General features: G+C 64.8%; 26 protein-coding genes. 11 read left to right on the top strand and 15 right to left on the bottom strand.

The genetic code is table 11. From position 1 onward, the window contains the following. Positions 1-30: 30 nt before the first annotated feature. Genes U743_RS01850 through U743_RS01840 form a run of 3 tightly spaced genes read left to right on the top strand, consistent with a single transcriptional unit; the run spans position 31 to position 3,940 of the window. Positions 31-840, top strand: a complete 810-nt coding sequence (locus U743_RS01850; RefSeq protein WP_043765101.1) for a YiiX/YebB-like N1pC/P60 family cysteine hydrolase — start codon at positions 31-33, stop codon at positions 838-840. After that, positions 837-2,483 carry an acetolactate synthase large subunit gene (locus tag U743_RS01845; RefSeq protein WP_043765099.1) on the top strand — a complete coding sequence of 549 codons (1,647 nt, stop codon included), beginning with the start codon at positions 837-839 and terminating at the stop codon, positions 2,481-2,483. The genes U743_RS01850 and U743_RS01845 overlap by 4 nt, the downstream gene beginning before the upstream one ends. Positions 2,484-2,512: 29 nt before the next feature. After that, entirely contained in the window at positions 2,513-3,940 is a 1,428-nt protein-coding gene (locus U743_RS01840; RefSeq protein WP_043765097.1) for an aldehyde dehydrogenase family protein, read from the top strand. Positions 3,941-3,952: 12 nt separating this feature from the next. Here U743_RS01840 and U743_RS01835 read toward each other — a convergent pair whose 3' ends face one another. Genes U743_RS01835 through U743_RS01825 form a run of 3 tightly spaced genes read right to left on the bottom strand, consistent with a single transcriptional unit; the run spans position 3,953 to position 6,330 of the window. Beyond that, entirely contained in the window at positions 3,953-5,203 is a 1,251-nt protein-coding gene (locus tag U743_RS01835) for an inorganic phosphate transporter (RefSeq protein ID WP_043765095.1), read from the bottom strand. A 13-nt stretch (positions 5,204-5,216) separates the two neighbouring features. Next, a complete protein-coding gene (locus U743_RS01830; protein ID WP_043765093.1) occupies positions 5,217-5,894 on the bottom strand; it encodes a TIGR00153 family protein in 678 nt (225 codons plus the stop codon). Between the two features lie 31 nt (positions 5,895-5,925). Further along, positions 5,926-6,330 carry a 3D domain-containing protein gene (locus U743_RS01825; protein WP_052367413.1) on the bottom strand — a complete coding sequence of 135 codons (405 nt, stop codon included), beginning with the start codon at positions 6,328-6,330 and terminating at the stop codon, positions 5,926-5,928. Between the two features lie 69 nt (positions 6,331-6,399). Here U743_RS01825 and U743_RS01820 point away from each other — a divergent pair, with 69 nt between their 5' ends. Further along, on the top strand, positions 6,400-7,194 hold the full coding sequence (locus U743_RS01820; RefSeq protein WP_043765090.1) for a PhzF family phenazine biosynthesis protein: 795 nt from the start codon (positions 6,400-6,402) through the stop codon (positions 7,192-7,194). Here the strand turns inward: U743_RS01820 and U743_RS01815 are convergent. After that, the gene (locus tag U743_RS01815; protein ID WP_043765087.1) at positions 7,191-7,640 is read right to left on the bottom strand and encodes an HIT family protein; all 450 of its coding nucleotides are present in this window, start codon (positions 7,638-7,640) and stop codon (positions 7,191-7,193) included. The two genes, U743_RS01820 and U743_RS01815, sit on opposite strands and share 4 nt — an antisense overlap. A 3-nt stretch (positions 7,641-7,643) precedes the next feature. Further along, positions 7,644-7,952 carry a hypothetical protein gene (locus U743_RS01810; protein WP_043765084.1) on the bottom strand — a complete coding sequence of 103 codons (309 nt, stop codon included), beginning with the start codon at positions 7,950-7,952 and terminating at the stop codon, positions 7,644-7,646. Positions 7,953-7,992: 40 nt separating this feature from the next. Between U743_RS01810 and U743_RS19000 the strand changes: the two genes are divergently transcribed. Then, complete coding sequence (locus tag U743_RS19000; protein WP_052367412.1) at positions 7,993-8,196, top strand: DUF4169 family protein; 204 nt, start codon at positions 7,993-7,995, stop codon at positions 8,194-8,196. On the opposite strand, the gene U743_RS18995 is transcribed toward U743_RS19000, so the two are convergent. Further along, complete coding sequence (locus U743_RS18995) at positions 8,193-9,431, bottom strand: DUF445 family protein (RefSeq protein ID WP_043765081.1); 1,239 nt, start codon at positions 9,429-9,431, stop codon at positions 8,193-8,195. The two genes, U743_RS19000 and U743_RS18995, sit on opposite strands and share 4 nt — an antisense overlap. Positions 9,432-9,568: 137 nt before the next feature. On the opposite strand from U743_RS18995, the gene U743_RS01795 reads away from it, so the two are divergent. The 5 genes from U743_RS01795 (at position 9,569) to U743_RS01775 (ending at position 13,816) form a co-directional block, all read left to right on the top strand. Beyond that, complete coding sequence (locus U743_RS01795; protein ID WP_043765078.1) at positions 9,569-10,429, top strand: SDR family NAD(P)-dependent oxidoreductase; 861 nt, start codon at positions 9,569-9,571, stop codon at positions 10,427-10,429. After that, positions 10,426-11,052 carry a hypothetical protein gene (locus tag U743_RS01790; protein WP_043765076.1) on the top strand — a complete coding sequence of 209 codons (627 nt, stop codon included), beginning with the start codon at positions 10,426-10,428 and terminating at the stop codon, positions 11,050-11,052. The genes U743_RS01795 and U743_RS01790 overlap by 4 nt, the downstream gene beginning before the upstream one ends. Positions 11,053-11,307: 255 nt before the next feature. Next, positions 11,308-12,828: an aldehyde dehydrogenase gene (gene adh, locus U743_RS01785; RefSeq protein ID WP_043765072.1), complete on the top strand. Its 1,521-nt coding sequence runs from the start codon at positions 11,308-11,310 to the stop codon at positions 12,826-12,828. Between the two features lie 111 nt (positions 12,829-12,939). Continuing rightward, entirely contained in the window at positions 12,940-13,332 is a 393-nt protein-coding gene (locus U743_RS01780) for a DUF779 domain-containing protein (RefSeq protein WP_043765069.1), read from the top strand. Then, the gene (locus U743_RS01775) at positions 13,325-13,816 is read left to right on the top strand and encodes a hypothetical protein (RefSeq protein WP_043765066.1); all 492 of its coding nucleotides are present in this window, start codon (positions 13,325-13,327) and stop codon (positions 13,814-13,816) included. Before U743_RS01780 ends, U743_RS01775 begins: the two co-directional genes overlap by 8 nt. Positions 13,817-13,861: 45 nt before the next feature. On the opposite strand, the gene U743_RS01770 is transcribed toward U743_RS01775, so the two are convergent. The 8 genes from U743_RS01770 to U743_RS01735 form a co-directional block, all read right to left on the bottom strand. Next, complete coding sequence (locus U743_RS01770) at positions 13,862-14,809, bottom strand: quinoprotein relay system zinc metallohydrolase 1 (RefSeq protein ID WP_198021880.1); 948 nt, start codon at positions 14,807-14,809, stop codon at positions 13,862-13,864. After that, the gene (locus U743_RS01765) at positions 14,806-15,600 is read right to left on the bottom strand and encodes a quinoprotein dehydrogenase-associated SoxYZ-like carrier (protein WP_043765063.1); all 795 of its coding nucleotides are present in this window, start codon (positions 15,598-15,600) and stop codon (positions 14,806-14,808) included. Before U743_RS01765 ends, U743_RS01770 begins: the two co-directional genes overlap by 4 nt. Then, positions 15,587-16,024, bottom strand: a complete 438-nt coding sequence (gene pedF, locus U743_RS01760; RefSeq protein WP_043765061.1) for a cytochrome c-550 PedF — start codon at positions 16,022-16,024, stop codon at positions 15,587-15,589. The genes U743_RS01765 and pedF overlap by 14 nt, the downstream gene beginning before the upstream one ends. Before the next feature lie 303 nt (positions 16,025-16,327). Next, a complete protein-coding gene (locus tag U743_RS01755) occupies positions 16,328-17,605 on the bottom strand; it encodes an FAD-dependent oxidoreductase (RefSeq protein ID WP_052367411.1) in 1,278 nt (425 codons plus the stop codon). Further along, entirely contained in the window at positions 17,602-17,760 is a 159-nt protein-coding gene (locus tag U743_RS01750; RefSeq protein WP_156966298.1) for a hypothetical protein, read from the bottom strand. Before U743_RS01750 ends, U743_RS01755 begins: the two co-directional genes overlap by 4 nt. A gap of 219 nt (positions 17,761-17,979) precedes the next feature. Then, positions 17,980-18,507, bottom strand: coding sequence for a pentapeptide repeat-containing protein (locus U743_RS01745; RefSeq protein WP_198021879.1), 528 nt, complete (start codon positions 18,505-18,507; stop codon positions 17,980-17,982). A gap of 197 nt (positions 18,508-18,704) precedes the next feature. Next, positions 18,705-20,576: a methanol/ethanol family PQQ-dependent dehydrogenase gene (locus U743_RS01740; RefSeq protein ID WP_052367410.1), complete on the bottom strand. Its 1,872-nt coding sequence runs from the start codon at positions 20,574-20,576 to the stop codon at positions 18,705-18,707. A gap of 319 nt (positions 20,577-20,895) precedes the next feature. Beyond that, positions 20,896-22,140 carry a porin gene (locus U743_RS01735; RefSeq protein WP_043765051.1) on the bottom strand — a complete coding sequence of 415 codons (1,245 nt, stop codon included), beginning with the start codon at positions 22,138-22,140 and terminating at the stop codon, positions 20,896-20,898. 450 nt (positions 22,141-22,590) lie between these two features. Here U743_RS01735 and U743_RS01730 point away from each other — a divergent pair, with 450 nt between their 5' ends. After that, positions 22,591-24,621: a sigma-54-dependent Fis family transcriptional regulator gene (locus U743_RS01730; RefSeq protein WP_043765047.1), complete on the top strand. Its 2,031-nt coding sequence runs from the start codon at positions 22,591-22,593 to the stop codon at positions 24,619-24,621. Between the two features lie 41 nt (positions 24,622-24,662). Here the strand turns inward: U743_RS01730 and U743_RS01725 are convergent, their stop codons facing one another. Then, positions 24,663-25,058 carry a hypothetical protein gene (locus U743_RS01725; RefSeq protein ID WP_043765040.1) on the bottom strand — a complete coding sequence of 132 codons (396 nt, stop codon included), beginning with the start codon at positions 25,056-25,058 and terminating at the stop codon, positions 24,663-24,665. Positions 25,059-25,385 lie beyond the last annotated feature (327 nt).

Genomic DNA, 25,385 nt, shown 5'->3' with positions numbered 1-25,385 from the left:
TGCAGGCTGAACGCATTGGGAGAGTCGATCATGGACTTCGGCCTGCGCCGCATCGGAAGCGCACTGGCGCGCTGGCTGTCGCGGCCGCGCGGCAGCGCCGCGCGCACACCGGCCCCGCCGCTGGACCGGCTTGCGCAGACCCTGCAGCCCGGCGATGTCGTGCTGGTGGAAGGAACGAGCCGCATCAGCGAGGGCATCAAGTATCTGACGCAGTCAACCTGGTCGCATGCCGCGCTATGCATCGGCCACGCGCTGGATCGTTCCGAGGCGACTGCGCCACGCGTGCTGCTGGAGGCCGATCTCAACGACGGCGTGCGCGCAGTGCCGCTAACCGTCTACGAAGGCGAGCATCTGCGCATCTGTCGACCGGTCGGCCTGCAGCCGACGGAGCGGAACGCGGTCATTGCCTACGCGGTGGAGCGCCTGGGCCTGCAGTACGACCTGCGCAACATTATCGATCTGGCGCGCTACCTGATCAGTCATCCGCCGGTACCGCGCGGCGTAAAGCGGCGCATGGTGGCGCTGGGGAGCGGCGACCCGACACGGGCCATCTGCTCGTCGTTGATCGCACAGGCCTTCCAGTCCGTCGGCTACCCGATCCTGCCCTATGTCGATCTCGACGGCGAGCCGGCCTGCAGCAGCCCGCAATGCTACGCCGAGCTACTGCACATTCGGCATCACAGCCTGTTCACGCCGCGCGACTTCGACATCTCGCCCTACTTCGAGGTGATCAAGCCGACCCTGGTCGAGGGCTTCGAACACCACAGGCTGCGCTGGGCCGCGCAAGCGGGCGCGACATCGGTCAGGATACAGGCTGGCGCGAGCGGAGCAGGAACATGAAGGCAGCAGAGCTGATGGTGAAGTGTCTGGAGGCCGAGGGCGTGGAATACGTCTTCGGTATCCCCGGCGAAGAGAATCTGGATTTGCTCGACGCGCTGGCCGGATCGCGCATCGAGCTGGTTCTGACACGCCACGAGCAGGCCGCCGGCTTCATGGCCGCAACCTACGGGCGACTTACCGGCAAGCCCGGCGTCTGCCTGTCGACGCTGGGGCCGGGTGCGACCAACCTGGTCACGGCCGCCGCCTACGCCCAGCTCGGCGCCATGCCGATGGTAATGATCACCGGCCAGAAGCCGATCAAGACCAGCAAGCAGGGCCAGTTCCAGATCATCGACGTCGTCGACATGATGACGCCCATCACCAAGTTCACGCGTCAGATCGTCAGCGCCGGCAGCATACCTTCGCGGGTGCGCGAGGCCTTCCGCATGGCCGAGGAGGAACGCCCCGGCGCCACGCATCTGGAGCTGCCCGAGGACATCGCCGCCGACGACACTGATGCCACTCCCATCCCCGCCAGCGAGCTGCGCCGACCCATCGCCGAGCACAAGGCCGTAGCACGCGCCGTCGAGCTGCTGAGTCAGGCACGCCATCCGCTGCTGATCGTCGGCGCCGGCGCCAATCGCAAGCGCTGCGCGCGGCAGCTGAGCGCCCTCATCGACCGGCAGGGCATCCCCTTCATCACCACCCAGATGGGCAAGGGCGTGGTCGACGAGAACCACCCGCTCTTCCTGGGCAACGCCGCGGTCTCCGACGGCGACTTCCCGCACCGCGCGATCGCGCAGTCGGACTGCATCCTCAATGTCGGCCACGACGTCGTCGAAAAGCCGCCCTTCATCATGCGGACCGGCACACGCAAGGTCATTCACGTCAATTACAACCCGGCCGAGGTCGACCCGGTCTACTTCCCGCAGGTCGAAGTCATCGGCGACATCGCCAACGCCATCTGGCAGATCAACGGCGATCTGGAGCCGTCGCCGGACTGGGACTTCAGCTACATGGAGCGCATCTGCGCGGCCATGCGCGCACACCGCCACGAGGGTGAATCGGACGCGGGCTTTCCGCTCAAGCCGCAACGGCTGGTGGCCGACCTGCGCCGCACGCTGCCCGCCGACGGCGTCATCGCGCTGGACAACGGCGTCTACAAGATCTGGTTCGCGCGCAATTACAACGCCAGCTGCCCGAACAGCGTGCTGCTGGACAACGCGCTGGCGACGATGGGCGCCGGCCTGCCCTCGGCGATGGCGGCCAAGCTGGTGCACCCGGACAAGCCGGTGGTGGCGGTCTGCGGCGACGGCGGCTTCATGATGAACTCGCAGGAACTGGAGACCGCCGTGCGCCTGGGCATGGATCTGGTGGTGATCGTGCTCAACGACAGCGCCTACGGCATGATCCAGTGGAAGCAGCAGCACATGGGGCTGCGCGACTTCGGGTTGAGCTTTGGCAATCCGGATTTCGTCGCCTATGCCAACAGCTACGGCGCCACCGGCCACCGGCTGGAAAGCGCCGAGGCCTTCGAGGGGCTGCTGGCATCCTGCCTGGCGGCGGGCGGCGTGCACCTGCTTGACGTGCCGGTGGACTACAGCGACAACGTGCGCCTGCTCTTCCACGAGATCCCCGAAACCAGCCGCGCGCTCGTACCCTGAGCGCCCGCGCCATCCGCAAGGAGCCACGCATGCTTGCCGAAAAGTATCCCTACTATCTCGCCAACCGTCCCGAGCAGCCCAACGCCGATCTCGAGGTACGCGACAAGTATCGCGGCACGGTCGCCACGCGCGTAGCGCTGGCTGACACGGCAGCCATCGAGCGCGCCATCGGCGCCGCCGAGGCTGCCGCGGATGACATGGCCGCGATGGCGCCCTTCGAGCGCCAGAAGGTGCTCAACCACTGCGTGACGCGTTTCACCGAACGCGCCGAGGAACTGGCGCAGGCGCTCTGCGTCGAGGCCGGCAAGCCGATCAAGGACAGCCGCGGCGAGGTCACGCGCCTGATCGACACCTTTCGCATGGCCGCCGAGGAAGCCGTGCGCAACGAGGGCCACATCCAGAACCTGGAGACTGGCGCGCGCAGCAAGGGCTACCGCGGCATGTACAAGCGCGTACCCATCGGCCCCTGCTCCTTCATCTCGCCCTTCAACTTTCCGCTGAACCTGGCCGCGCACAAGGTGGCGCCAGCCATCGCAGCCGGCTGCCCCTTCGTGCTGAAGCCGGCCAGCCTGACGCCCATCGGCGCGCTGCTGATCGGCGAGATCCTTGCCGAGACCGAGCTGCCCGCAGGCGCTTTTTCCATCCTGCCCTGCCGCCGCGACGGCGCCGAGCTCTTCACCACCGACGCGCGCCTCAAGCTGCTCTCCTTCACCGGCTCGCCGGATGTCGGCTGGGATCTCAAGGCACGCGCCGGCAAGAAGAAGGTCGTGCTGGAACTGGGCGGCAACGCTGCCGTTATCGTCGACAACGATGCGGACATCGACGACGCCGTGGCGCGCATTGTCTTCGGCGCCTTCTACCAGTCCGGGCAGAGCTGCATCGGGGTGCAGCGCATCCTCGTGCACGCCGATGTCTACGAGACTTTCCGTGACAAGCTGGTTGCGGCGACCGGGAAGCTGGTCAGCGGCGACCCCAGCGACGAGAACACCTTCGTCGGCCCGCTCATCTCCGAGAACGAAGCCAAGCGGCTGGAGGGCTGGATCGACAAGGCCGTCGACGCCGGCGGCAAGCTGCTCTGCGGCGGTAAGCGGGAGGGCGCGATCCTGCAGGCATCGCTGCTCGAGGACGTACCAGCCTCACAGCCCCTGTGCGCCGAGGAAGCCTTCGGACCGGTGGCGGTGCTGTCGCGCTTCGACGACTTCGAGCAGGCGCTCGATCGTGTCAACGACAGCCGCTACGGCCTGCAGGCCGGCGTCTTCACGCGGGATCTCTACCGCATGCTGCGCGCCTGGGACCGGCTGGAGGTCGGCGGTGTTGTCATCGGCGACGTGCCGTCCTGGCGCGCCGACAACATGCCCTACGGCGGCGTCAAGGACAGCGGCCTGGGCCGCGAAGGCGTGCGCTTTGCCATCGAGGACATGACCGAGATCCGTAACCTCGTGATCCGCACGCCCTGAGCGGGCTAGCGGTCAGAGCAGCGCGTCGAGAACGGTGTAGAAGACGACGGTCAGCAGCGCGCCGGCCGGCAGGGTCACGATCCAGGACAGGAAGATCGTGCGCACCACCGACAAGTTCAGCGCGGCGATGCCGCGCGCCAGGCCGACACCGAGCACAGCGCCCACCAGTGTGTGGGTGGTGGAAATCGGCAGGCCGGTGCCGGAAGCAACCACGACCACAGCCGCCGCGGCAAGCGTGGCGGCGAAGCCACGCGACGGCGTCAGATCGGTGATGCGCGAACCCACCGTGGCGATAACGCGACGGCCCATGGTCAACAGACCGATGACGATGCCCACTGCGCCCAGCAGCAGCACCCAGGCCGGCACCAGGGCCGTCTCATCGATACCACCGCCGCTCTGAATGACCGACACCACGGCCGCCACCGGCCCGACCGCATTGGCGACATCGTTGGAACCGTGTGCGAAGGCCATGGCGCAGGCAGTGATGATCATCAGCACGCCGAAGACGCGCTCGACGTTGGCGTAATGGAAATCCTTGTCCAGCCCCGGGTCGAAGCGGATACGCCGCACGGCCACCCCGCCGCCGATACCCAGCAGCGCACCGAAGGCACCTGCCACCCCGTAGCTCTCGACGGCGCTCAGCTCGAGACCAACGTGCTTGAGCCCCTTGAGCAGGGTAACCAGGGCGATGATGAAACCGGTCAGCGCGATGTAGACCGGCACCCAGCGGATGGCGGCGCGGAAGGGGTCGGCAGTATCCAGCACCAGCTTCTGCACGCTGAAGAAGAGCGCCAGCGATACCGTTCCGGCCAGCATCGGCGAGACCACCCAGGAGGCGGCGATGCTACCGACCTTCGGCCAGTAGACGGCCTCCATGCCCAGCGCATAGACAGCGAAGCCGACGATGGCGCCGACGATGCTGTGCGTGGTTGAAACCGGCCAGCCGAACCAGGAGGCCACCAGCAGCCAGGTGCCGGCGGCGAGTAGTGCCGCCAGCATGCCGTTGGCAAGCATGTCGCCGCGACCCTCCAGCAGATCGGTGTTGATCATCCCCTTGCGGATAGTGTCGGTGACCTCGCCGCCGGCCAGATAGGCGCCGGCGAATTCGAACACCGCGGCAATGAGGATGGCCTGACCGATGGTCAGCGCGCGTGAGCCCACCGAGGTGGACATGGCATTGGCGACATCGTTGGCGCCGATGCCCCAGGCCATGAAGAGCCCGAAGACACAGGCCAGCGTGATATAGACGTAGACGTATTCCATACGGGTGGAGCAGCTAGCGGGCGACCAGCAACTGCAGGCGGCTGCCCACCCGCTGCGCCCGGTCCGCCAGATCGCCGATCCAGTCGATGATCTGATAGAGGAAGATCACGTCCACCGGTGGGAGCTCGGCCTCGAGCGGCCGGATCTGCGAACGAATCGCCACCTGCAGGCGGTCGGTATCGGCCTCGATGGCGTCCAACTCATCGAGTAGCGACTCCAGCAGCTTGACGGCGCGACCGCGGAAGCCAGCATCCAACAGCTCGTCCAGCTCCTGAATGGCCTTCAGTGCCTGGCCGCTGGTGTCGACGCTGCGCTGCACGAAGCGGCGGAAGTCATCGGCTATGGGCGGCGGAATCGTCATGCGGCGCCCCAGCATCAAACCGGCGATATCGCGCGCCTTGTTCGCCACCTTGTCCTGCATGGCGAGGATGTCGAGTAGATCGCCGCGGTCGACGGCCATGAAGAGTGAGCTGGGCAGCTTGCGGCGCAGCGACTTCTTCAGCCGATCGGCCTCGTGCTCAAGCTCAGCAATGCGCTGCTGCAGCTTTTCGGCTGCCTGCCAGTCCTCGACAAGCACGGCATCGATGAATTCTGGAAGCAGCTTCGTGCACTCGTGCACGCTGCGCATCTGCTTCTGCAGGGGGCGGATCGGGGAACCGCCAAAGATATCGGCGACGACGCTTCTGAGCATCGCCGCATTGTAATCAAACTGTCACAAATCCCTAACCCGGAGCCGGCTGCCACTGGATGGTGACTTCGCGCACGCCCCAGGCGCGCGCCGCTTCAATGTCTTCGCCCATAAAGATGTCAATTTTTCGCTGCCAGCGACGATGCATCTTGTCACGCACGATCCAGATGCCTTCAAGGCCCTCGATCTTCACGCGTGCGCCGTTGCCTAGGCCCTCGGCGATCAGATCGCGCGATACGGCGATGGCCTTGTCATCGACCTGAAGCCGATGGCCCCAGGCTGTGAGCCCGGTATTTCCCCTTTTGGTCTGGGCTTCGGTGGCGTTATAAGCAGACGCGCGCACCGTCATTGTCTGCCAGGGCTCGCTACAGGCCGACAGGACGAGGACGAATATCAGCGCCTGCCCACAACGCAGACATATCCTGCGAGTCGCTTTCATGCTGGAATCGTCCGATGAGCCCGCGCGACTTGCAAGCCGCGTCCAGCACGCTACCCGGAGAGACCCGCCATGCGCCTTCAGCAGTTCCAGATCGACGCCTTCAGCAACCGTGTCTTTGGTGGCAACCCAGCCGCCATCGTGCCGCTGACCGGCTGGCTGCCGGAAGCGTGCATGCAGGCCATTGCCGCAGAGAACCAGCTTTCAGAGACAGCCTTCGTCGTCCCTGATCAGGGCGAAGGCAGCTATGCGCTGCGCTGGTTCACGCCCTCCACCGAGGTCGATCTCTGTGGCCATGCCACGCTGGCGGCGGGCCACGCGCTCTGGCAGGAGCTGGGAGAGGCGGCACCGACGCTGCGCTTCCGCACCCGCAGCGGCGAACTGCTTCTGACGCGCGACGGCGCCCAGATGTGGATGGACTTCCCGGCACGCCCCGCCGTCGAGCGCGCGCCACCGGAGGCGCTGGTCACCGGGCTCGGCGTCCAGCCGCAAGCCGTTCTGGCGGCCGACTACTGGCTGGTGATCGTCGACAGCATCGCAGCGCTTCGCGGACTGTCGCCCGACATGCGCCGCCTCGCCGAGATCGATCTTCCGGGTGTGATCGTCTCAGCGCCGGGCGACGGCGAGCACGACTTCCTCAGTCGTTTCTTCGCGCCGAAATGCGGCATCGACGAGGATCCGGTGACGGGCTCGGCGCACTGCACGCTGGCGCCCTACTGGAGCGAACGCCTCGGCCGGCAGCACCTGCGCGGCTACCAGGCCTCGGCCCGGGGCGGCACCGTCGAATGCCGCCATGCCGGTGATCGCGTGCATCTCGGCGGCCACGCTGTGACGTTCCTGCGCGGGGCCATCGAGATCCCCGCCTAGGGGCCTATCGCGCCGGCAATCGCCGCGGCCAGCGCATCGAGTCGCGCCCGCTTCGCGGGGGTGTCGCGATACGGCAGCATCAGCGTGGTGAGATGCCAGGCCAGCCGCGCCATCGAGCGGGCGCTGTCGCGCCCGTAGCGCGGAATCACATGGATGTGCACATGCGGCACGCTCTGGCTGGCGGCAGCGCCGTCATTGACCAGAAAATGCTGCGCGCGGCTGCCCAGCGCCTGCTGCTGCGCCAGCGCCACACGCTGCGCAATGCGCCAGAGATGCGCATTGTTCGCCTCATCCAGCTCGGCAAGCGTTGCCACGGGCGAATGCGGCACGACCAGGACATGTCCGGCGCTGATCGGCCGGATATCCATGAAGGCAACGCAATCGGCGTCCCGATGCACGAAGCTAGCCGGAATATCGCCGGCGATGAGGTGCTCGAAGACGGTCACGGGCTAGCGGTGAACTTCGCTCTGGATGGTGCTGACCGTGCCGCGCCGCATGCGAATCACCAGCGAGCGGTCGTGGTAGGGATCCTCGACCTCGTACCAGGTCCAGCGCTCGCCTGTGGCACCGCCGCTGGCGGTCTCGAGCACGACGATGCGATCCGGCTCACCGGCCACGCGCAACACGTGCGCCTCACTGTCACCCGGCTGGATCAGCCGGTTGCCGATGCGAATGCTGTCCGCAAGTGCCGGCACCGTCAGGCCCAGCAGAAGGGCCGCCGTGAAGGCGCGGGTGATGGGCTTCGCGATATCGGACATCTGCTCTACATTAGGTGATCGGAAAGCGTGAGGCGAGCCCATGAGCAAGATCGTCAACCTGCGTCAGCACCGCAAGCGCGCGGCGCGCGAGGAAAAGCGCCGCCAGGCCGAGACCGCACGGGCGCGCAGCGGGCGTAGCAAGGCCGAGAAGGAGCGCGACACGGCCGAGGACGCGAAGGCACGCCGACACCTGGACGGCCATCACATCGGCAGCGAGCCGCCGGAGGACGAGTCGACACGCTAGACGGCGACGATGTTGAAGGCCAGCAGCTGCAGCACACCCACCGCGAAACCCAACGCCGCACCCACGGCAATGAGCATCCACTCATCCTCCTTGAAGGCCGGACGCAGCATGCCCTCGAACTCATCCGGCGGCAGCACGGCAAGGCGGCTGGACAGCGTCTCACTGAGGTTCATCGCCTCCTTGGCATAGTCGTCCATGGGGCGCACCAGCTCCGGCAGGCGTGACACCGTGTAGCCGGCAGCGGCCTGCTGCGCGGCCTCGAAGCGGTCGCGCCCCATCGCGGCCTGCACTGCCGGCTTCATCCGGCCCAGCTGCTCGTCGACCTCGTCGCGCAGGAAGCGCGCAACGATCTCCGCGGCGTAATCGCGCCGCGGCCCTCTGAGCACGGCCTCGGTGATATTGGAGGGATTGACCACCTCGTCGGCGATGAGCTGCGAGTAATCGCGTGCGACTTCTTTCTGTCGCTTGTGGAAAAGCCCCTGGAAAGTGACCGGACCGACCTTCACCGGCTGCTGGGGCCGGAAGATCATCCGCAACGCCAGGAAGTTAGTGAGATAGCCCACCAGCAGGCCAAAGGTGGGCAGCTGCCAGTCCGCCTTGAAGAAGACCCAGCCCACCATCTGGAAGATGCCGAAGAGGAAGCCGAAATAGAAGCCGCAATGGCCGATGAAGCGGAACTCCTTGCGCCCGGTCTCCAGGAAGATGCGGTTGACCAGTTCCTTGTCCCGCATCAGGGCCTCGATGACCATCTCCTTGAGGTCGAAGACCTTGTCGATCTCGTCGACCATGCCGTCGAGAACACGACGCACCACCGTCTCGTTGTCGACGCGCACACGCCGCACCGCCATCTCCTTGATGCGCTCGGGGAGCACGGCCCACAGCTCGGGGTTGTGCTCGGCCATGATCTCGTCGACGAGCGCGCGCAGCTGCTGTGCATCCGGGGCACCGAGAATCTTCGCGACCTCCGAGGCGTCGAGGCGCTGGAAGATCTCCTTCTCGTTGATCAGCCGCGGCACCATGGTGTCGCAGGCAATGCGCGCCATCTTGGCGCACTTGCGGGGCACAATCCCCTGCCAGCCCAGCCACGGCTTCCAGACCCCGACAAACTCCACCGGGTAGAACATCATCTTGATGGCAAGCACATTGGTGACGTAACCGATGCCGCCAGCCACGAGGGGCATCGACAGATAGAACCAGAGATTGGCCTGAAATTCGGCCCAGGCGGTTGCCAGCATGCGTGCGACTCGGAGTCCCCCAGAGCGAGCATGTTGCCCGATTCGCCACCGCTGCGATATCTGCGCGCCGCAGTCCGCACGGTCTCCCACGCGCTTTGCTACCGTGTTATCGAAAAGCACTCGCGGGAGGAGACGACATGGCGCAGATCCTGATCACCGGCGGCAGCAGCGGCATCGGTCTGGAGATGGCGCGCCAGACGCTGCGCCGCGGCCACGAGATCGCCATCACCGGCCGCGACACCGGCAAGGCCGAGGCCGCCGCCGACGTGCTGCGCGAGGACATCGCCGGTGCCCGCATCAACGTCATCGCCCTCGACCTCGCGGACTTTGATGCCATCGACGCGGCGGCGCCCGAGATCCACAAGGCACTGCCCGAGCTCTCCGTCGTGCTGCTCAACGCCGGATCTTTCACCCGACAACTGCGGCTGCTCGACAACGGCCTCGAAGCCATGATCGGCAGCATGCACTTCGGCCATTTCCGGCTGATGCAGCACCTGCTGCCACGGCTTGAGAAGGCCGAGACTGCGCGTGTGGTCGTGACCTCGTCGGTGATGCACTGGCTGGGGCGCATCCGCGAAGACAGCTTCTTCGACCCCTCTCGCCACCTGCACGCCGCACAGGGCTACGGCCAAGCCAAGCTGGCCAATCTGCTCTACGCGCGCGCACTGGCCCGCCGCTACGCCGACACAGGCCTGCGCATCAACGCCTTCCACCCAGGCGCGGTGGCCACGGGCATCTGGCGCGAGCTGCCCGGTGCGGCGCGGCGCGTCGTCGACCGCGTGATGACCACGCCCGAGAAAGGCGCCGACACCGGCAGCTGGCTGGCGCTTGACGAAGCCGGCGGCCGGCACAACGGCGACTACTTCGTGCGCCGAGGCGTAGCGCGCAGCTCGCCGGCCTCGCGCAACGCCGCCCTCGGCGAGTGGCTGTGGGAACGCAGCGAAGCCATCGCCGGGCTTCCCGAAAAGAATTCGCGTAGCCGGGAGAAGCGCGCATGAGTCACGACGACGAAGACCATCTGGACACCGAGGGCCTAGACGAGCCAGCCGCGGGCGAAGAGATCTCCTATCAGACCTTCGGCGAGCACTTCATCCGGTACCTGGTGACGGTGCCGCGACTCAGGGGCGAGATCGAGGATGCCCTGCAGGCGACGGTGGAAGGCTCGGCCGACGCGCTGCCCAACGACTTGCTCGTGGCCAGTTATCGCTTCGCTCCCAACGAGATGGAGATCGAACAGCGCGTCAGCGAGGAGGCCGAAGTCGGCTTCACGCTGCACCTCGGCGGGCTGCTGACACTGAGCGTGAAGGTGATGGGTGTGCCGGTCAGCCTGCCGATGGATGTCGACATCCGCATCGAGATCGATGTGCGCACCTTCGCCCCGCTGACCATCAAGCTGGAGCCGCAGAAGCTGCGCAATCGCAATGTGCGCGTAACCACGCAGATGCCCAAGGAACTGCGCGCGCTACCCACCAAGCTGCTCGATCGCGCCAATCCGCTGGCCATCGCCGTCGCCGACAATATCGTGCGCCAGGTCAACCGCAGGCTGGAGGATCCGAAACTCACCGAGGCCGCTACCATCGACGTGCTTGCGCTAGCCAACAACGCGATGGGTACTGGCTGAGCATCGGCGACGACGTTGTTGCGCCCGATCGGGTGTCTCATTGATCGCACAGTCTGTACCGCACCACGCACCCCTCCGCCGAGTGCGGACCATTTTGCGCGCGACGATGCGTCCGGATAATCACGGCATCAATTGCGAGAAAACAATGACTTGATGGTCACGCCAAGCGTCGGCGCCGGAATCGCGGAGCGCTGGCACGCTCGATGCTCCGAGGGGGTCCGATATTCCCGAAACGTGCCCCAAGGAGACCTACCGATGAATCAGCCCCAGACCGTGACCACACCGGCGAAGACACCCTTCAAGAGCCGCTACGACAACTTCATCGGCGGCGACTGGGTCGCCCCTGAGAGCGGCAAGTATTTCGATAACGTCTCGCCGGTGACAGGCGGCAAGATCTGCGAGATAGCTCGCTCGGAAGCCGCCGACGTAGAGAAGGCCCTCGATGCCGCCCACGCCGCCCGCGCCAGGTGGGCGAACACCAGCACCACCGAGCGTTCCAACATCCTCAATGCCATCGCCCAGCGCATGGAGGACAACCTGGAGGCACTAGCCCAGGCCGAGACCTGGGACAACGGCAAGGCCGTTCGCGAGTCGACCGTGGCTGACGTGCCACTGGCTATCGACCACTTCCGCTACTTCGCCGGCGCCATCCGCGCCCAGGAAGGCAGCATCAGCATGATCGACGAGCAGACCGTGGCCTATCACTTCCACGAACCTCTTGGCGTGGTGGGACAGATCATCCCCTGGAACTTCCCGCTGCTGATGGCCGTTTGGAAGCTGGCGCCGGCGCTGGCTGCCGGCAACTGTGTAGTCATCAAGCCGGCCGAGCAGACCCCGGCCTCGATCCTGCACTGGATGGAGATGATCGCTGACCTGCTGCCGCCGGGCGTCATCAACATCGTCAATGGCTTCGGCCTGGAAGCGGGCAAGCCGCTGGCCTCCAGCCCGCGCATCGCCAAGGCAGCTTTCACCGGCGAGACGACCACAGGGCGCATGATCATGCAGTACGCCGCGCAGAACCTGATCCCGGTCACGCTGGAGCTAGGCGGCAAGTCCCCCAATGTCTTCTTCGAGGACGTCATGCGCGAGGATGACGCCTACTTCGACAAGGCTATCGAAGGCTTCGTGCTCTTCGCGCTGAACCAGGGCGAAGTCTGCACCTGCCCGAGCCGCGCGCTGATCCAGGAGTCCATCTTCGACCGCTTCATGGAGCGGGCACTGAAGCGCGTCGAGGCCATCCAAATGGGCGACCCGCTATCCATGGACACTATGATGGGCGCCCAGGCCTCCAGCGAGCAGATGGAGAAGATCCTCAGCTACTTCGACATCGGCAAGCAGGAAGGCGCCGAAGTGCTCACCGGCGGCGGGCGCGCGCAGCTCGATGGCGAGCTGGCAAACGGCTACTACATCAAGCCGACCGTCTTTCGCGGCCACAACAAGATGCGCGTCTTCCAGGAGGAGATCTTCGGTCCGGTCGTGTCGGTAACGACCTTCAAGGACGAGGCCGAGGCACTGGAAATCGCCAACGACACCCTCTACGGGCTCGGCGCCGGCGTCTGGTCGCGCGATGCCAATATCTGCTACCGCATGGGCCGCGGCATCCAAGCCGGCCGCGTCTGGACGAACTGCTACCACGCCTACCCGGCGCACGCGGCCTTCGGGGGCTACAAGCAGTCCGGCATCGGCCGCGAGAACCACAAGATGATGCTCGACCACTATCAGCAGACCAAGAACATGCTGGTCAGCTACGACGAGAACAAGCTCGGCTTCTTCTGATCCGAGTCCCCGGACCCGGGCACGCCCGCCTCGATGAGGACGGGTGCGCCATCACGGCCCGTGCGGGATTCTCCCGGGCGGGCCTTTCTGCTGAATCAGCCGGAGGGCATCATGTTCAAGGAACTCCCGCCCAAGCGGGTCACTGTCACGGACGCTGCGGCCGCCTTCATAGATGAGCTGCGCGCCAAGCACGGCCCCGTGCTCTTTCATCAATCCGGCGGCTGCTGCGATGGCTCTTCGCCGATGTGCTATCCCAAGGACGACTTCCTGGTCGGTGATCAGGACATCCTGCTCGGAGAGATTCACGCCGCCCCCTTCTACATCAGCGCGCCACAATTCTCGTACTGGAAGCACACACAGCTGACTATCGATGTCGTATCCGGACAGGGCGGCATGTTCTCGCTCGACAATGGCAGTGGACAGCGCTTCCACGTGCGCTCCCGGCTGTTCACCGATGCGGAGTACGCCGCGCTTGTCGAACAGTCACCCGAACGCTATGCCTGAGCCGGACAATACGCGAGGCCGGCGCGCTTGCGACCATCGAACGGGCAGCGGTTGGAAGCATGCGACCACCCGGCTGCTACCGGCAGTCATCGCCACGCTCTCGTCCAGCGTCGCGGTCGCGGAGCTCAGCGAAGCGCTGAGCGCATGCCGCGCCGTCACGACCGACGAGGCCCGCCTGTCTTGCTATGACGCCATCGCGCTCGATGCGCCCACGGCCTCCTGGTCGGGCGCTAACGGTTCCGAGACCTTCCCCATCGCGGTTGATGGGCCGGCGTCACTGCGCATTCGCCACGATGACGCGGTCCTTGTCGGCTCGCTCAACGCACCGGACGGAGAGCTGCTGCGAAACCTCCATCTCGCCGGACCGGGCACGCTGCGAACGCGCATTTCCGAGTCCGGAAGCTACATCGTGTCGATATCGGCGACCGGTCGTTGGGACGCGCGACTCGATGCAGACCCTTCAAACAACACCGGGACGCCGTGATACGCGTCCGGCACGCCTCCGATACAAACGCGGCTGTTCCGAACCTTAGTTCCAGTCAAGCGCGGCGGTGCTATACGACGAATAGAGATGGTTCACCGAGCGCTGCAGCTCGCGTCGAGCCTGCCCCCAGGAGGCGAAGCGCTTCGGAATCGGCGCGTTGAGCATCTCGCCCATGCTGCGACCGCGCGAGGCTCCGTCACGCATGGTGTTGTCGAGCCAGTCAAGCCAGTCGCGAGTGGCCTTCAGTGCGTCAAGGCCGGCGGCGAGCGGGCCGTGGCCGGGCACGATTTGCTCCGGCGCCAACGCCGCGACGGCTTCGAGCGACGTCAGCCACCGGCCGATGTCGGCGTCCGCCGTGGCTGGCGCACGCGCGTTGAACACGATGTCACCGGCGAAGAGTACGCGGCTGTCAACGTCGAGGATGGCTAGATCGGCGCCGGCACCGCTGTGCCCGGAAAGCGCCAGCACCTGCAGGCGGCGCCCCCCGATGTCGACCTGCCCGGGCTCGGCGGATTGCGTCGGCAGATGCACGCGGGTGCCCCGCATCCAGTCCCCCAGCAGGCGATAGAAGTTGTCCAACAGCTTATGTCCATCGCGCTCCAGCACGGCGATCGTGGCCGGTAGCGCGTGCACCGGCACATCGCCGAATGCGAGCGCACCAAGCGCGTGATCGGGATGGTGATGCGTGAGGTAGACACGCGCGATGGCGCCACCCGCCTTCGATTCGGCAAGCGCACGTAGTTGCTCGCCGTAGCGCAGCGTCGGACCCGGATCCACGATGACCGCGCCTTCATCGGTCACAACGAATCCGGTGTTCAGCATGTGCCCGCCGTTGTCGCGACTAAAGCCTTCGGTCGTGCCCGGAACAACCCAGACCCCTTCCGCCACCTCCTCAGCAAGCAGCTCATAATCTGCCGCCGCCGTCACCTCCGCAAAGGTCATGAGCAGCAGCGCCAGCGTCGAAGCCACTCCCCGCCGGTACGCGTGCCTCACGGCACGGTCTCCGTTGCCGCCACGCGCAGAGCGAAGCGATTGCCGTTGTTGTCTCGCCCCTGGATGGCAACCCCTTCGATACCGGTGAAGTCGAACGCGAATACCGGATTCTCCGAGACAGCTGCTGTTGTCAACATGCGCATCACGCGCTTACCATCAGGTATTGCGTGGATGCTGGTCTCTTGAATGTAGAGGCGAGGCACACCGGACACGAAGCCCGCGTCCATGGGGTGAACGACACTGAACTTCAGTCGATCGGGCGCCCCCTTCGAGCCGCGGAAGATCCGACCGCCCGCTTCCCCGAGCCGCTCCGACCAGCTTGGATCGACACTGGCAAGGCTCGGGGCACTGCATCCGCCACCGGCCGCGCTCACCCAAGCGCCTCCGACATGCCAAAGGCCGTCGACATCGAGCACGGCCGCGCGAATGGGTGTGGCCTGCTGGACTTTGATCTGCGTACCGAAGCTCACCCGGTCGAGAGGATGCTCCGGAAGCAAGGTGACAGCCCGAGTGATCGGGTTGAGATCGGCTGCCACGACAATGCGCTGGATACCAGGCATGTCCGTGACCTGGACGTGCAAAGGCACCCGGGTGGCATCCTCGGCGACCGCCGGTACATGCACGCTGACGCGGTCGTCGAAGCGATAAGGCGCTCCCGCCAGAACCTGCTCGGCGACGATGCGCCACCCCGGTGAATCGAGCGGATCGGACGCCGCTGCATCGGCTTCGCAGAGAATGCACGCGAAGACGAGTGCGGCAACGAAGCCGGGTAGGCGGTCAGGGACTGCCATACCGCTCTTCCATCGCCTCGTCATGCTTGGTCTCGAGCCAGGTTCGGATCGCCCACACCGCCTCGGGCTCCAGGACTTCGCCGAAGGCGGGCATGCCACGCCCACCGCTCTGCACACGGCCAACGAAGTAGGCGTCATCAGCCTTCGGCGTCAGCATGCGCAGGTCGGGGGCGATACCACCGGCTTTAGCTTCGAGACCGTGGCAACCCGCACAGGTCTGATGAAAGGCGTAGTCGCCCTTCTCGATGACTTTCTGCCGCTTTTTTCCTTCGAGTTGGCGGTAAGGATTGGAGTCGCTCCAACCCTCCACATCGGGCAGCCCCTCGACGTCGACGGGCTGAGGTGTGACATTGCCGTGGGCGTGCGCCGCCCCGGCTACCAATAGCGATGCGCATATGGTGGAAGCAATCAGGGAATATTTCATGGTGTGGTCCCGTTGAAGCGGCCAGTCTCCTCTTGGTAGTAGCACCGGCTCGTTATAGATTTGTGCGCCCCGAGGGGCGCCCGCGATAGCAAGCGAACGCGCAGCACCGGATGCCCGCGGCCTACGGCGCTTCGCGATCCCGCCCCGCAGACAGCAAGCTCCATGCCATCCACAACGACCGCAGTGCTTTACAGCGGACATTCCAACCCCATGTTTTTCCTGAACTTTACTGTGCGTCCATGTGGTACCTAAGCATCCATGGACAAGCAGGTGTCCCGTAGGGATGACACCCTGTTGCGGTCGCTACTCGGCGTTGAAACATTCGCGACGAAGATGGCGATACAGCTGCTCGGCCTCGCGCGCCTCCCGCTGCCGCACGTCCTGACCGGCCGCCAGCGGCGACAGCTGCGTCGCGGCATTGGCGACGGCGAGCCCTTCCTGTGCCGATACCTCGTACCGACTACTGACACTGAAGGCGTAGTGCCGTCCGACGAGGCTGTAGCAGGTGTTCGCCATCGCCGACGGCGCATGCGCCGCGCCTGCGAAGGACGCCACGATGGCGCGTGCGCACTGCACGGCCTGGTTGTATGCAGCGAAGGCTGACTTCGGCATGGGCTGAAGCTGCACGGCATCACCGAGCGCATAGACGTGCTCAAGACCATCAATCGAGAGATCCGATGCATGCACGTCGATCCAGCCTGAGGGAGCGCACAGCCCGGCGTGCTGCGCCAGGCGCCCGGCACGCTGGGCAGGAATGACGTGCACCCAGTCGGCATGCACCCGCTCACCGCTCGCCGTCAGTACGGTACCGGCCCCCTGATCGATCTCGCGTGCCGTTGCACCGTCCTGCCGGCCGTGCCACTCGATCATCCCGGCATAGAGCTGACCCCACGCCTCCTGGAACAGAGCCTGCTTGGAGAATGCATCCTTGGCGTCGAGAATGAGGATCTTTGCGCGCGGGTTGCACCGTCTCAGATGGTGGGCGAACAAACTGACCCGCTCATAGGGACCCGGCGGACACCGATAGGGCGCGGGCGGTGCCACGACCGCAATCGTGCCGCCCTCGGGAAGCGCACGAAGGCGGGCTCGTACCATGGCAAGCGCTGATTCAGAGCCGGGCCACGCTGGCGGGTTCCGAGCCGCTTCCTCCGGGCCAAAACCGGGAATGGCCTCAAGCCGCATATCGATGCCCGGGGCGACCACCAGCGCGTCGGCGGAAAGCACTGTGCCATCCGCCAATCGGATGCGCCTTGCCACCGGGTCAATGTCCACCACAGAGGCTATGCGGACCGATACACCGCGCGCGGCTAGGCCCGCAGGACCGCTGCGAATGGAGGTGAAGGGTCGCAATCCGGCCACGGCGGTATTGCAGAAGAAGCCCGTAGGAAACGAGCGGTTGCGCTCGATCAGCGTGACCCGGAGCTGCGGATCGAGACGCTTCAGCCAGGTTGCGCATGCACCCCCCGCGAATCCACCCCCGATGATGACGACGTGCGCTCCGCGTGAGGCGCGGACAATGCAGGGGACGAGGCCGCTTAAGGCGATGCCCGCCAGCCCGCGGAGAAAGCGGCGCCGGCTCATTCTTCGGACGCCCCGCACAACGGCCCGTTGTCGCGGAACAGGACAGCAGCATCGCGCACCAGCACGTCGAGCCGGCGCGCCGATAGCGCGCCCAGGAGGCGCCCCATCGCGTAGCGTTCGTCACCAGCGTACCGGCGCAGCGCGCGGGCGATCACCCGCGCAGAAGTCCCGCAAATCCGCATGGCAGGATTCGGATGGTAGGGGCCATGACAGCTCGCGCAGTAATGTGCGCTCGCGGCAAGCTCAGCATCGTGTACCGCCCCAACAGCGGGACCCACAACCCCGCCGAGACCAAGCACTAGGCACAGTACCGCTAGCGGGCAGCGCATGCCGTGGCATCTCGACTTGGGGAAGCGCACCCGATCCGACTGCATCTACCAATCGTGGGGACAGCCGCGACAGTCGGCCATGTAGGTGTCTTGGAAGATTGCGAAGCGGATGAAAGCGCCCTCCAGATTCGCCTCGCTCAGGTCAGAGGCGCTCAGCTTCGCTTCCTGCAGATTGGCATTGACCAGTGTCGCGCCACGCAGGTTCACCTTGGTTAGCCATGCCATCTCGAGATTGGCGGCGCGCAGGTCGGCTTCGACCAGACTACCGCCGCTCATGCGGGCGAAGGAGAGATTGGCACCGCGCAACACCGCCTTGTCGAGCCTGGCGCCCTGCAGGAAGGCAGTGCTTAGATCAGCGCCCTCCAAATTCGCACCGCGCAGATCCGCCCCGCGCAAGTTGGCGTGACGCAGATCAGCGCGCGCCAGATTGGCATTGCGCAGCTTGGCACCGCTGAGATCATGGTCGACCAAATCCGCGTGGCGCAGATCAGCACCTGTGCAGCTTGTGCCAGGCTCGATCGCACAATCGCCGATGGCTGTCGTCATCGCTTTGAGCGACTCCTCCGGGCCCACTGTGCGCCCGACCGCGGCATCTTCGTCCAGGGCCCAGAGCGTCCCCGGCAGCAGTGCGACGCTGATCAGAAGTGCCGTGCATCGAATACTTGTGAAAGTGTTCCGTTTCCTTGTCATGAAGCGGTTCCTGTGTCGAGGTGGAAACGACGCCCGGCGGCGCTTCCGCGCCACCGGGCGTTGGCCGATTCAGCCGATGCCTAGCGGTCGATCTTGAAGACCCAGAACGAGCCACCCTGGGAGACCTTGCGCGTCATCTCGGCCAGGTCGCCGCCCCATAGCGGCACGGCGCCGCCGTATCCGGAAGCGATGCCGATGTATTGCTCGCCATCCATCTCCCAGGTAACCGGGATGGAGACCACGCCGGACCCGGTCTGGAAACGCCAGAGCTCATCACCAGTGCGGGCGTCGAAGGCCTTCACGAAGCCGTCGCTGGTGCCCGTAAAGACGAGATTCCCAGCCGTGGTCAGCGTACCTGCCCAGAGGGGCATATCCTCCTTGTGTTCCCAGACGATCTCGCCGCTGGCCGGATCAAGGGCGCGAAGCACACCAACGTGGTCGTCGAACAACTTGCGGATACGGAAGCCCATGCCTAGATAGGCCGCACCCGGGTTGTAGGTGACGTTCTGGGCCCAGTAGTCCATTTTCCAGTGATTCGCCGGGATGTAGAAGAGACCGGTCTCGGGGCTGTAGGACATCGGGTTCCAGTTCTTGCCACCCAGGAAGGGGGGCGACACCTCGACCGACTCGCCGCGTTCCTTGCCCTTCTTGGGTGGCCGCGGACGCTGGCCATCAACCCAGTTGGGCATGCCAGTCTCTGCGTTATAGCCATCGGTCCAGGTCACGCCATCAACGAAGGGATAGGCGCCGATGAAGCCCTCGGCCTGCTTCCACACCGTCTCGCTCTCGGCCGCCAGACGATCGAGATCCGTCACGTAGAAGTGCCCGTTGCGGTCGGCGTGCGCTCCGGCTCGGATCGTCTTGCCGTTCTTCTCGTAGTCGAAAAGAATGATCTCGTTGTTGCCGGAGAAATCCCACGCGTCGTTGGGGGTATGCGCGTAGAAGCCCTTCAGTTCGCCGGTGCTGGCGTCGACATAGGCTTGGCCGGAGGTATAGAGGCTCGGCCAGTCGGTGGGGTCCTCGCCCTCGGGTGTGCGTGCCCAAGTGTTCCAGGGCGCCGGATTGCCGGTTCCAACAATGATGGTATTGGTTTCGGCATCGAAGCTGGCCGACTGCCAGGGTGCTCCGCCGCCATGGCTCCAAGCCTCGGTTTTGCCGCTTTCCGTGCTGGCATCATCCGGCCAGGAAGGTGCGGAGGGCAAGCCGCCCGTTGGGGTGCTTTCCTTGCCATTCAGGCGCCCCATGTGCCCCTGCACCATGGGGCGCATCCATATCTCTTCGCCGGTCTCCGGATCCCGCGCATACAACTTTCCGACCACGCCGAACTCGTCACCCGAAGAGCCATGGATCAGCATCACCCGCCCCGTCTTCTGATCCTTGATGAGGGTCGGGGCACCGGTCATGGTGTAGCCAACCTTGTGGTCGCCGAACTTCTTGGACCAGACCACACGACCGTTTTCCCGATTCAATGCAACGATCGAAGCGTCGAGCGTGCCGAAATAGACCTTGTCCTTGTAGATCGCGGCGCCACGATTGACGACGTCGCAACAGGGCCGGATATCGTCGGGCAGCCGATGCTTGTAGGCCCAGAGCCGCTTGCCGGTCTTGGCGTCTAGCGCATACATGCGCGAGTACGAGCCGGTGATGTAAATCACCCCGCCATGAACAATCGCCTGCGACTCCTGACCACGCTGCTTCTCGTCGCCGAAGGAAAAGGACCAAGCCGGTACAAGCTCCGACACGTTCTTGGTGTTGACCTTTTCGAGCGGGCTGAATCTCTGGGCGTGCGTGCCGAGGCCGTACGACAGCACATCGGAGGTCGTGCGATCGTCGTTGGCGATGTCCTCCCACGTCACGTCTTTGACCGCCTGCGCGGCGCCCGGAGCGCCCAGCGCCAGAGCCAGCGCGGCCGGTATCAGTCGGCGCCCAAGGCGCCGGATTTCACTATTCATTGCATGATCTCCTCTATTGATGTTGGACGTTAAGGCTGCAACCGTCGAAGACTCTTCCGCAAAACTCATGCCATACATATCCCATTGTTTTTCATGAAGTTATTTGGTTTCCGCGAGGCTTCTGCGTAGCCTCACTGTCACGCTGGCGAGACACCCTGCGTAGCTCCGGGGGTGGCGCGAACGGAGGCACGAACATGCGTACGCCCCACGCTCGGTGCGCGCAAAAGGAGGCCGGGGCCACCACCGCCCCGGCCCGAAGACCACGGGTTTTCGCCGTGGTGGAGACACACACTGCGTCCACGCGAGACAGGCCTTGCGGTCAGAACGAAAGGAAGGCGCCAGCGTTTGCACTGCTTCCATTGTTGGAGGCCCCGTTGTGTGCCTTGGTCTCCACATCGCTGACCTCGAACAGCAGGGTGAGATTGGGTGTCAGCGCGTGATAGGCACCGAAGGTCAGCTTGCTGTTCTCGTCGAGCAGGTTCGGGGCATCGCCGTCATTCGCCTTGTCGAGGCTGCTGACGCCGTAGTTCGCGCCCAGCGTGGTATCTCCGAGCGGATAGGTCAGCTGCAACAGATAGCCGTCGGAATCGCGCTCGTTACCGGCACCGTCATCCGATAGCACGAAGAGGCCGGTGGTCCCCATGCCCTGGCCACTGTAGTAGTACGCGGAAGCCTTGAGACCACCCAGCTCGGCCCGCGCGTAGACGTCGAAGCCGGTGCTGGTGAAGTCGTTGCCGGGGCCACCGACCGCGCGCTGTTGCTGCGTGATAAAGGCGCTCGACAAGTAGAATCCCAGCCCACCAAGATCACCGGCCCACGCGAGCTTGCCGTGGACACCCGGTGCGCTCTTGTTGCTCGCTCCGCCGGCAAGCACCGGATTGAGCGGATCGTAGATGCCCACTGTGAGATTGGCGCCGCCGAAGGAGGGCGTGGTGTAGTTCATCTGCGCCAACGTGTCGGTGTAGATGTAACCGAATCCGATACTGCCCAGCGAGGTATTGGCCGGCGCGCCGGTCGCCATCGCGCCAGCCACGCCAACGCCCGGGATCGTCATGTCGTTGATGATCGCGTCGAAGCCGAACAGGCCGAAGTCGCGCCCCAGCTTGAAGCTGCCCATGCCCTCGCGCGCGACCGTCATGAAGACCTGACGCACATCGAGACCCGTGGTCGCCAGCGCGACATTGGTGCCAAGCGCTCCCGCGTCCTGCTGCAGATTCGGGCTGCCCCCATCATTGCTGCTGATACCGGGATACAGCCCGAAGGTGACGCTCAGGTCGTAGCCCTTCTGTGTCGTGCCGGCCCCCAGAACGAGGGCGGCTGGTAACAGACCGTTGCTCACGGTCGAGCTGACATCGTTGCCGTCGGCATCCTGGGTGCAGGCCCCACCGATAGTCAGGATATCCGCCGGTGCATCCTCGCAAGCGGCGTAGATGTAGTGAACGTTGACGTTGCCGTTGGCCGAGAAAGTCCAATCCCCCGCACTAAGCTCGACGGCCTGGACGGAAGCGGTACCGCACATGGCGCCAATACCAGCGGCTAATGCGGCTATTCGTTGCGTAATCATTGCGTCATCCCCTCGATTAGGTGTCGTTATCCGCCGTCCGGGGACGGCGTCGGCTATGCGCACCGCAAGAACTCCACCTTTGCCGGAGCCTCCTGCGCATGCGACGGCGAGCCAGCAGCAACGCCGATGCCAACCCCTGACAATGAGGGTCAAAAGCGCAGCAATTGGTTTGTTTTCTTAGGCTTATAGGCGCGCATGCCGTGTCCGGCGCGCATTCCAGGCACCTCCTCCGGTTGCACAGCCTGTGCGAATCCGGTGACATACTGGGCGCGGCACACAGGCTCCTCGGGCGCTCCCTCGAAGATGACACTCGCATCCAGACGAAAGGCTAGGCAGTTGGAGCGCCGTAGCCCCAGCAACTTGACGGGGTCGCCGTGGCCGCAGCAGTCTGGCAATCAGAACGCGCTCCATTAAGGACTAGACGCGGCCCTACGAGGCAGGAGACACCCGATGAACGACACCACCTTTCAGCACGCTGAGCGCGTCATCGACGCGGTTGATGGCAAGCGCTCGGACGACGGCATCGAGAACGCGATCTCGGCGTCCTGGTCGCGTTGCATCAATGCGCACGGCCTCGATCCATCGCGTCGTCAGGCGCCTCGCGTGGAAGACGTAACGCGCATCAATGAGCTCGAAGATCAGCACGAAACGCTGATCAGCATCGCCCGACTCGAAATGGACTCGCTCTACGAACAGATCGCCGGCTCGGGCTACGCGCTGCTACTCACTGACGAGCAGGGCGTCATCCTCTACGACAAGGTCGACCCCACCCTCTCCAAGAGCTTTCGGAGCGCGGGACTGATCCATGGCGCCAACTGGAGCGAATCCGCAGAAGGTACCAACGGTATCGGTACCTGCATCGCCGAACGCAGGGCGGTCACCGTCCACCGCAACGACCACTTCCGGGCGCGGCATATCAATCTGTCGTGCACCGGAGCACCGATTCTCAACGCCGATGGCGCATTGACGGCCGTGCTCGACGCATCCTGCGTCAACGCCAACTGCTCGCGTGCCAGCCAGATGCACACCAAGGCGATGGTGAGCATGTCGGCGCGTCTGATCGAGAAATGTCTCTTCCTGCGCCGCTACCGGGATCACTGCATCCTGCGCTTCCACAGTCGTGCGGAATTCGTGAATCTTCTGCACGACGCAGCTCTGGCACTCGACGAGGACGGGCGCATCGCCGGCGCGGACCAAGCTGCGATGCACCTGCTGGGCGAAGCCGGCGACTGGACGCTGCAGGGGCGCAATATTTCAGAAATCCTGGACCTGCCCGCGCATATCTCGGACCCGGTCTACCGCCGCAGCCAGACTGCGTTGATGCCGGTGCGCGACCACCAGCATGGACGCCGCTTCTTCCTGACCTGCCAGCCCGCACCGGGAGAAACACAGCGCGGCGGGCGTCTACGCGACGCCGGCAGCGGTCGAAAGGCCTTGCCGGTCGCGCAGCAGGGCGTCAGCGCCGAGATCGACATCGATACTGTCGCCGGCAGCGATCCCGTCATGCAGCGCAACGCACGCTGCGCGCGGCGTCTGGCCACATCCCAGGTGTCGATCCTTCTGCAAGGGCCGACCGGTTCGGGCAAGGATGTCTTCGCTCGCGCGGTGCACAACGCCGGCGACCGCGCGGACAAACCTTTCGTGGCCGTCAATTGCGCTGCGATACCCGAGTCGCTGATCGAGGCTGAGCTATTCGGGTACAAGGGCGGCGCCTTCACCGGTGCCCGCAAGGAAGGGGCCCGAGGGCGTATCCTGCAAGCCGACGGTGGCACATTATTTCTCGACGAGATCGGGGACATGCCGCTGGATCTGCAAACGCGCCTGCTACGCGTACTTGAGGAGCGGACCGTGACCCCGCTGGGCAGCGAACGCCCGATTCCAATCGATATTCGCCTGATGAGCGCCTCGCTGCGCAATCTGAACGACATGGTCGCGGAGGGGCAATTCCGCGAGGATCTCTATTACCGCCTCAACGGCATCACCCTCACGTTGCCGCCGCTTCGAGAGCGCAGCGACCTGGAGGCAATCATTCGTCAAGTGTTCGACGTTGAAGCCGCCGATTTTGACGATCCGATCACGATGAGCGATGCGGCCATGGATATCCTCTTGCAGCACGAGTGGCCGGGCAACATCCGCGAACTGCGCAACGTTCTGCGCACCGCCGTCGCCATGTGCGAAGACGCCTGTATCACCCCCGCCGACCTCAGCATCGCCGACAATGGCCGGCAGAAAGCGGCTTCGCGATCCGGCGCAGCGATCTCGGCATCCCTCTCCACTGCAGATACACACGCAGAGTTGGAGACGCAGGAGAAGGAGGCTGGCAACCCTCTGGAACAAGCCGAATGCAGCGCATTGAGAGAAACCATAGAGAAGCATCGCTTCAATATGAGCCGTGCGGCACGCGCGCTCGGCGTCAGCCGAAACACGCTCTATCGGAAGATGCGCCAGCACGGCATCGAATACGGACCGGCTGCCCGGTAAAGGGACGCTGAGCGCTCCTTAAACTGTCGCGGCAGCTTCAACTACTCAGCGGATTCAGTCCGCTCGAAGATTCCTGCCAGTGCCCCGTGCCCGCCGGACCAGATTCGATAGAGGGCTTCCGCGTGCCGGTCGACGCGCGTGCGCAGGTCATCGACGAGCGCGCGCTGCTCATCCAAGCGCTCCGGCGAATCAGCGTAGTGACAAAGGGTTTGGAGATGCCGGGCACAGTGTTCCGAGAACTCCTGGTTGATCTCCATCTGCTGCGTGGTCAGTGCCATGATCTGCTCTGAGACCATCTCCCCCAGATCGATCATCGCTGTGACCACGTTCTCCGACTGCGCCAGGACTTCATGGGCTTCACTCTGATCCGCTGTGAGCGCTTCCGGCTTAAGTTGCCGCTCTCCGCTGCTTAGCGTGTCGGTGACGTAGCTGTTCATCGGACTTCTCTCCTCGCGTGGGCAGGGTTTTGCGCAGTGGGCGTGAGCAAAAAACAGGCCAAGGCGAAACGCGCGCTCCGAAGCTCGGTGGCATGCGAAACACACGCCGGATCTGGCCGCAGGAACGAGGACGATGGATGCGGCAATGCTGCGACACAGTGTCACTGCACTGGGACGGCCCGGTCACGGTCTTGGCGGAGAAAGCCACCGTTGCAAGGGCGCGCGGATGGCACCTTTTTTGCTGTTTCGAGCACCCACAGCGCACATAGATGCGCGGCATACGCGATGTCAAAGGAGGAGACGGCGATGAAGAGCGAAAGGAAAGAA

It is taken from the genome of Algiphilus aromaticivorans DG1253, from assembly GCF_000733765.1.
In the GTDB taxonomy this organism is placed as follows: domain Bacteria; phylum Pseudomonadota; class Gammaproteobacteria; order Nevskiales; family Nevskiaceae; genus Algiphilus; species Algiphilus aromaticivorans.
Note: the sequence above shows the minus strand (reverse complement) of the source record. Positions and strands in the feature narration are given on the sequence as shown.